The organism is uncultured Streptococcus sp., assembly GCF_938036805.1.
Lineage (GTDB): Bacteria > Bacillota > Bacilli > Lactobacillales > Streptococcaceae > Streptococcus.
Genome location: NZ_CALHWC010000155.1, coordinates 1 through 7,122, shown reverse-complemented (window position 1 = coordinate 7,122; position 7,122 = coordinate 1). Strand labels below are relative to the sequence as shown.

The window sequence follows — 7,122 nt, the reverse complement described above, 5'->3', positions numbered from 1 at the left end:
ACATTGCGGCTGACAATGGTCTGCACCTGGGTGATAAAGTAGCTAGCCGCCACCAAAGCATCATTGGCTTCATGAGGAAAGGCCGCATGCCCCCCCTTCCCCTTAAAAGTCAGCTTGACTTCACAGGTACCAGCAAAGAGCGTTCCTCTGTTAGTGGCAATATCGCCGACTTTGAGATCCGGCCGCACATGAAGTCCGTAAAACTCATCTGGCAGCCAATCGCCAAAGGCACCAGCTTCATACATGAGCATACCGCCAGCTTCATTTTCCTCTGCAGGCTGAAAGAGAAAGAGCAGATTGTGGGTAGGCTGAGCACTCACAGCTTGCTCCAGCAATCCTAGAGCGACCGTCATGTGCATATCGTGTCCGCAGGCATGCATGCGGCCTTCATGGGTACTGGCAAAGTCCAGTCCTGTATCCTCCACAATCGGCAGTCCATCAATATCCGTCCGCCAGCCAATCGTCTTATCTGGTGAACTTCCCTTGATAAAGACCAAAATACCCGTCCGCCAAGTTCGGATTTCCACAAAGTCTAGACCTGCTGTCAGTCCATCAATGACCTGCAACAGGTAGGCATGGGTCTTGTATTCTTCCAGACCGATTTCTGGTATCTGGTGCAAATCACGGCGAATTTTCAGATAATCAAGCATCGTTTCTTTCCTTTAAAATCTTGTCAGAGCAAACAAAGAGCTAGGCCGCCCCTGATGCAATTCAAGGGCGGCAATATTCTTTTAACCAAAATTAGAGCGTACGCAGGGCGTCTTCCAGAGCTGTCTTCTGCTGGGTCTCCTCGTCAATGGTCTTGATAACTCGTGCCGGAACACCAGCAACCACTACATTTTCTGGAACATCCTGAGTCACAATCGCGCCAGCCGCAACAACTGAACCACTGCCAATTTGTACACCTTCAATCAGAACCGCATTGGCACCAATCAGTACATTGTCTCCGACCCGAACTGGCTCTGCACTAGCCGGCTCAATGACTCCTGCCAGAACCGCACCAGCACCGACGTGGCTGTTTTTGCCGACAATCGCTCGGCCGCCCAAAATAGCTCCCATATCAATCATGGTCCCAGCACCAATTTCCGCACCGATATTGATGACTGCCCCCATCATGATGACAGCATTGTCGCCAATTTCGACTTGGTCACGGATAATAGCGCCCGGCTCAATACGGGCATTGATATCGCGCTTGTCCAAAAGTGGCACCGCTGAATTGCGGGCATCCTGCTCTACGACATAGGTCTTATTTTCCTCTAAGTTCACTAGGAGTGGCTTAATTTCTTCCCAGTCTCCAAAAAGAACATTGCCTAATTTCACAACAGACCAAGGGATTGATCCGTGCAATTCTCCATCAAAGGTTACCTTGACAGGAGTTTTTTTCTTGGCATCAGCGATAAATTTGATAATTTCTTGAGCGTTCATTTTCGTAGCAGACATGGCGTCACCTCTTTGTTCTTTCTATTCTTTGTTGGGAGAGGACAGTTCCCTCTCCTATCTCTTTTATTTCTCTATTATAACATAATTCAGTCATTTCGTTTTGACTTTCTTAGGAAGGACTTATTACCTCCTGTTCAGAGACTTGTATATTTTTCAAATGCAGATTCCCATCCTTACCCTCTGAAAATTCTAAATGGTAGTAAGTACTATCTAATGCTTTGTAGACCATGGTCACAGAGAAATAACCCTTAATGCCTATTTTTGTGTAACTTTTTGGAGGCCTCAAATATTCTAGGATTTCTTGATCACTCATTCCTTTTTCTGGGTCTGATTTCAATTCCTTAAGAAAAGAAAGTTCCTCATCTGACAACTCTTCTTTTTTATCTGTATAGTACGTAACGCTAGCAAGATGTAGACCTGAACCAAAATCCCAAAATTGAAAAAACGCAAATCCCCCTCCCGCTAAAGTGTAAGTAAGTGACAATAATTTATCTTGCTGCCCCATTGTCATATCTTCGCTGCTTTTAGCTAACCCATACCGTTTGACAAAGTCAGACATTGTAATATTTTTATCTTCATCCTCTTCAATTGTGTAGTTTATAAAATCCATTTGTTCCCAATCCAAAGATTTGGCATCTGGAGAAGTATATTTTGATTCTGTGCTTATGAACTCATTCTTTCGGTGAGAATTTGTCCAATTCCCAATTAGGACGAGTAGACCTATCACAACACCTATCAGGGCGACAGCACTCACTATCCTGAAAAAAGAGGATTTTTGTGATACCTTTAGTTTCCTAGACTTCGTTTTATGAATTGGCTTGGATAAAGCCTTTATCTGTTCGAGGGCAGCCCCTTCCCTTTCTCGCTGATTCTTGACCGACGAAGTGTTTCTAGCTTTAAACTTGGATTTATGCTCCCGTCTCAATGCTTCTAAATTTCTATCTTTCACCTTTTCACCTATCAACTAAAAACTTGATTGCTCATTCCCTTTCTACAAACGGCTGATTCTCCTGCTGGATAAGCGCTACTAAGCACCCGCTTCTCCTGCTTCACTTTCCAAACCTGAGCTGTCTTTCAGTCGATAGCTCTGAGTGTCATCTTTTTCAAAAGAAAAACTAACCTCTTGACCATCCTCCAAACGATAAGAAATCGATAAAGTGGTATAGCTCAAGATTCCCCCATGCCAATCAAGGCGCTCTGGAAGTCCCAACTGACTGACAATCTCTTTATAGGTCTTTCCTTTCTCTATACCAGAAAGATCTTGACGAGTGAGCTGAGCATTTCGGTTAGGCAGTTGCGCACTACTGAGATGCGTACATTTTAGGGATTCCAACTTAAGAGTTTCAGAAGGACCAAGATAGCTCTTAAAAGAGAGGTTAACTTTCGCTTCTGTCCCTGCTTGTGAATAGTTTAAAGCTATTGTCTTGATTAGGTCACCTTGGTTCGTTTCCCTACCAGACTCAGCTTTCCCTAACTTTGCAACCACCTCGTCGACCTTTGTCAGATTTGGAACCGATGAAGTGAAGTCTGAGAACAAAGAAGTGACATCATCATAAGTAATATGAAACTGATACTCCTCTTTCTTAGCAATCCATTCTGGACGATTAGCAGATTTTAAATCTTGATTCTTATCATATGAGTCTAACATACGAGAAATAGCTGCAGCTTCTTCCATGCGTTTTATATCATCATTCTTTTTCCACTGCTCTACTATGCTATACATTGAGGCTATAATCCCCAAACTAGAAAGTAGCATCACCCTTATCTTAGAAAAGATTCCTCGTTTTTTCTTCCTAAACTCTACTTTATCTGTCTCTCTAGCAAGCTCATTGGAGCTTATTCGCGGAGAAAGCTTGGTCTGCTTTGCTTCAGTTACAAGGCCTGACATCGGCTGGATAGCTTGATTTCCACGAAGGAGTTGGTTCTGTTTTTTAGCTTTCAGTGATTCTAAGCTAGAAATGAGACGCTTCAGATCTCTCTGCTTTAATTCCAACAAATTCTGTGATAGAAGGGACAGAGGCTCCTTCGCCTGCTGAACTCCTGCTAACGGCTCAGAAAACACCGGCTGGTCTTGAGGACTTGTTTTAGCCTCATAGCCATTTTTATTCTCTATCGAAGAGACGGCAGACGGCTCATTGCTTGAGCTCTCTATTGAAAAGGCCGCTTTTGATGGAGACGAAACGGAAGGACGAGCTTGATTTTCTTCTGGGCTCCCCTGCGCTTCTTGCAATCCAGCAGATGATTTGATATGTTTGTCTTCCTTGGTTTTCCATTTGGATAGAAAGGATGATTGGCTATTTGCTGGCTTTTTCGTTTGGGCCTTCTTGAATTTTGATTGATGTTTCTGCCTCAAGGCTTCCAGATTTCTCTTTCCCATAACTCCTCCTCATCTATTGACTCTTCTATCATTGAAAAGACGACACTATTAACCGTTAACAATTCCTACCGCTGAATACTGCTATTCTATTTTCTATAACCATACCGGTCAAATAGCTGCACAAACTGTCAGGATGGCTACCTTTTATAAAATAACTATTTGAAGACAGTAGCCTAGCGTGAAACTTGTCATGCTAATATAACTTTATTCCAGTATATCATATTTTGAACTGGCTTAGCTTGAAAGCACACAAGCAAAAAGGCACGAACTATCGTCCGTGCCCACAAAATCAACTATATATGACTATTTTTGTTTCACTTTTTCAGCCAAAAATAACTTCATCCGAACTCCTTTCCAATCTTGGTCCTCTATTTTTCTAGAACCGTCCAAATAGTAGCAAGCTCAACTATCTAGATAAAAGTCTATCCCATTGCTACTGCATCTTCTCTGATTGTAACATATAATCAGGGAAAGGAAAACCATCGCTGAGTCGACAAGTAAATGAAAAAGCCAGATAGCGGGCTGGCTTACAAAGTATGCTAGCAGTTGATTTTTAAAAGAGCAAAAAACCTCCCCAAAGGGAGGCTGCATTTAGTATTACAAACGTGCGTTAAGCTCTTTGCTCAATTCTTCAAATCCTGGTTTACCAAGAAGGGCAAACATGTTGCGTTTGTAGGCTTCAACACCTGGTTGGTCAAATGGGTTGATGGCATTCAAGTAACCTGAAAGGGCAATGGCCAATTCGAAGAAGTAGATTGTGTAGCCAAGAGTGAAAGCATCTTGCTCTGGAAGAGTCACATACATATTTGGTACATCACCGTCTGTGTGGGCAAGAAGGACACCGTCAGTTGCTTTTTTATTTACAAAGTCAACGTCTTTTCCTTGAAGGTAACCAAGTCCGTCAAGGTCTTCTTCCAAGCTAGGGATAATCACGTTCTTGCGTGGTTTGTCAACACGGACAACTGTTTCAAACATGATACGAGTTCCCTCTTGGATAAATTGACCCAATGAGTGCAAGTCAGTTGAGAAGTTAGCTGAAGTTGGATAGATACCTTTTTGGTCTTTTCCTTCTGATTCACCAGCCAATTGTTTCCACCATTCTGAGAAGTATTGAAGAGATGGCTCGTAGTTTACCAAGATTTCAGTTGCATAACCTTTACGGTAAAGAATGTTACGAACTGCTGCATATTGGTAAGCTTCATTTTCAGAGATTTTGTCTGAAGTGTAGTCTTTGCGAGCTGCGTTAGCACCTTCCATAAGGGCTTTGATGTCAGCTCCTGATGCTGCGATTGGAAGCAAACCAACGGCTGTTAATACAGAGAAGCGTCCACCGATGTCATCTGGAACAACAAATGTTTCCCAGCCGTTAGCATCTGCTTCAACCTTAACAGCACCTTTTTGGCGGTCAGTTGTTGCATAGATACGTTTGTTGGCTTCTTCTTGACCGTATTTCTTAACCAAGAGTTCTTTGAAGACACGGAAAGCGATCGCTGGTTCAGTTGTTGTACCTGATTTAGAAATCACGTTTACTGAGAAGTCTTTGTCAGCTACGTACTCTACCAAGTCAGCAAGGTAAGTAGATGAGATTGAGTTCCCTGCGTAAAGGATTTGTGGTGCTTTGCGCTCTTCTTTTGTTTGCAAGTTTGCAAAGTGGTGGTTCAAGAAGTCGATAGCAGCTTTGGCACCGAGATAAGATCCGCCGATACCGATCACAACCAAGACATCGCTGTCTGATTTGATTTGCTCAGCAGCTTTCAAGATGCGGTCGAATTCTTCACGATCGTAGTTTTCAGGAAGGTCCAACCAACCCAAAAAGTCGCTACCAGCACCAGTTCCTTTGCGGATCAATTCGTCTGCTGCAGTTACCTGTGCTTGCATGTATTCCACTTCATGTGGAGCTACAAATTTATCTAAAACTTTTGAATAATCAAATTTAATATGTGACATGATATTCCTCCATTTTTTCTTCCACTCTATCATATCGCTTTCATACTTTTTTAGCAAGTAATTCCTTCAATGAAAACGCTTTTAGTTGATATTTTATTAAAATTTTTACAATTTTGCAAATCCTAGACCAGAAGCGAACGCAATCGTTTGCGCAATCTCCTATTTTTACCAGAAAATTCCTGTCCCAATTTCATGAGCAGGTTGAGATCTTCAGCGTCCTTTAGGCTTGATTCGGTTTACAAGCATTAACTTATTCCCACCTTAACTAAACATTCGTCAAGCAATTCAACGCAGTAGCTGATTGGCTCTTCTTTCGCTTTTCAAGCTAGAAGAAAGCCTAATCAGCTTTGCGGGGCAGGAACTACGAACAAAAGTTCTGTTCCATTCCATTCCCATCCACTGCCCTAAGATTCATCTGCGCCTTTCAGGCTTGATTCATTAAATATTAGAACCTAGTTCTCGCTTCGCTCAAACTGCGTCAATGTCTCTAAACTCATCTTCCTCCTTCGGAGTTGATTCGTTAAGAGGCATAGAAAAAGAGCACACAGTTCAAATCGCTTAGGGCTGCTGGATTCCTCCCCTGACCCGCTTCACGCAGAACTGTTGCTCCACTAATTAGTATAACACAAACTTTCTTTTTTGGCTAATTTTCTTTACTTTTTCCTACGATTTCTGAAAAAGTTCTGCATAATCGTCGCACATTCTTCTTCTAAAAGGCCGCTTTCAACCTCTACGCGATGATTCAACCGCTCATCCGCCAGAATATCGTAGAGACTACCCCCAGCACCGAATTTCTGGTTTTTCGCCCCATAGATCACCTTGGGAATGCGAGCCAGGCCGATGGCGCCACTGCACATAACGCAGGGTTCAATCGTGACAAAAAGCGTCGTATCTAGCAGGCGCCAGCTATTTTCCTGCTGATTAGCCTCCTCAATCGCCATGATTTCCGCATGCATGACCGCCCGCTGCAGCTCCTCACGCGCATTATGCCCGCGTCCGATAATCTGACCATCCTTGACCAAGACACAACCAATCGGTATTTCATCATTGGCAAGGGCAATCTCTGCCTCCTTCAGAGCTTCCCTCATAAACATTTCTTTTTCCTCTATCGTGTAGTCCATCTCTTCCCTCTCCCTTTCAGTTCCTTTGTTCATTATACCATAGGTAGCTTATGACTCACAAAAAAGCCGCCGATTGGGCGACTCTTATGGGAGATTATTATGAAAAAGTTTAGGAGGTTTAAACAAAGTTAGGAGGTCTTTGTTCATGCTTCTAGTATAACTGGCCTATCTTAAATAAAGCTTAAGCTCTCTGAATATTGATGATTTTGGAAATATCGCCACTTAGAATCTCAAAAA

The 7,122-nt window shown here is 42.9% G+C and carries 6 protein-coding genes and 1 other RNA gene; all 7 read right to left on the bottom strand.

Going from position 1 to position 7,122, the window contains the following annotated elements; genetic code table 11:
* Positions 1-650, bottom strand: a 650-nt coding sequence (locus Q0191_RS06345; RefSeq protein WP_297664851.1) for an amidohydrolase, incomplete at its 3' end; no start/stop codon positions are given.
* Between the two features lie 91 nt (positions 651-741).
* Positions 742-1,440, bottom strand: a complete 699-nt coding sequence (gene dapD / locus Q0191_RS06340; protein ID WP_297664849.1) for a 2,3,4,5-tetrahydropyridine-2,6-dicarboxylate N-acetyltransferase — start codon at positions 1,438-1,440, stop codon at positions 742-744.
* 109 nt (positions 1,441-1,549) lie between these two features.
* Positions 1,550-2,389 carry a hypothetical protein gene (locus Q0191_RS06335; protein WP_297664847.1) on the bottom strand — a complete coding sequence of 280 codons (840 nt, stop codon included), beginning with the start codon at positions 2,387-2,389 and terminating at the stop codon, positions 1,550-1,552.
* A gap of 78 nt (positions 2,390-2,467) precedes the next feature.
* Positions 2,468-3,817 (bottom strand): hypothetical protein, encoded by a 1,350-nt coding sequence (locus tag Q0191_RS06330; protein WP_297664845.1) that lies wholly within the window; start codon positions 3,815-3,817, stop codon positions 2,468-2,470.
* A 597-nt stretch (positions 3,818-4,414) separates the two neighbouring features.
* Positions 4,415-5,764, bottom strand: a complete 1,350-nt coding sequence (locus Q0191_RS06325) for a glucose-6-phosphate isomerase (protein WP_049551029.1) — start codon at positions 5,762-5,764, stop codon at positions 4,415-4,417.
* 529 nt (positions 5,765-6,293) lie between these two features.
* Positions 6,294-6,379, bottom strand: an RNA gene (gene ffs / locus Q0191_RS06320) — signal recognition particle sRNA small type.
* Between the two features lie 38 nt (positions 6,380-6,417).
* A complete protein-coding gene (gene tadA, locus Q0191_RS06315; RefSeq protein WP_297664842.1) occupies positions 6,418-6,885 on the bottom strand; it encodes a tRNA adenosine(34) deaminase TadA in 468 nt (155 codons plus the stop codon).
* Between the last annotated feature and the right edge of the window lie 237 nt (positions 6,886-7,122).

Bases quoted from the DNA above. Each gene is read 5' to 3' on its own strand.
- Q0191_RS06330 (WP_297664845.1), bottom strand. From the start codon at position 3,817: ATGGGAAAGAGAAATCTGGAAGCCTTGAGGCAGAAACATCAATCAAAA.
- dapD (WP_297664849.1), bottom strand. From the start codon at position 1,440: ATGTCTGCTACGAAAATGAACGCTCAAGAAATTATCAAATTTATCGCT.
- tadA (WP_297664842.1), bottom strand. From the start codon at position 6,885: ATGGACTACACGATAGAGGAAAAAGAAATGTTTATGAGGGAAGCTCTG.
- Q0191_RS06325 (WP_049551029.1), bottom strand. From the start codon at position 5,764: ATGTCACATATTAAATTTGATTATTCAAAAGTTTTAGATAAATTTGTA.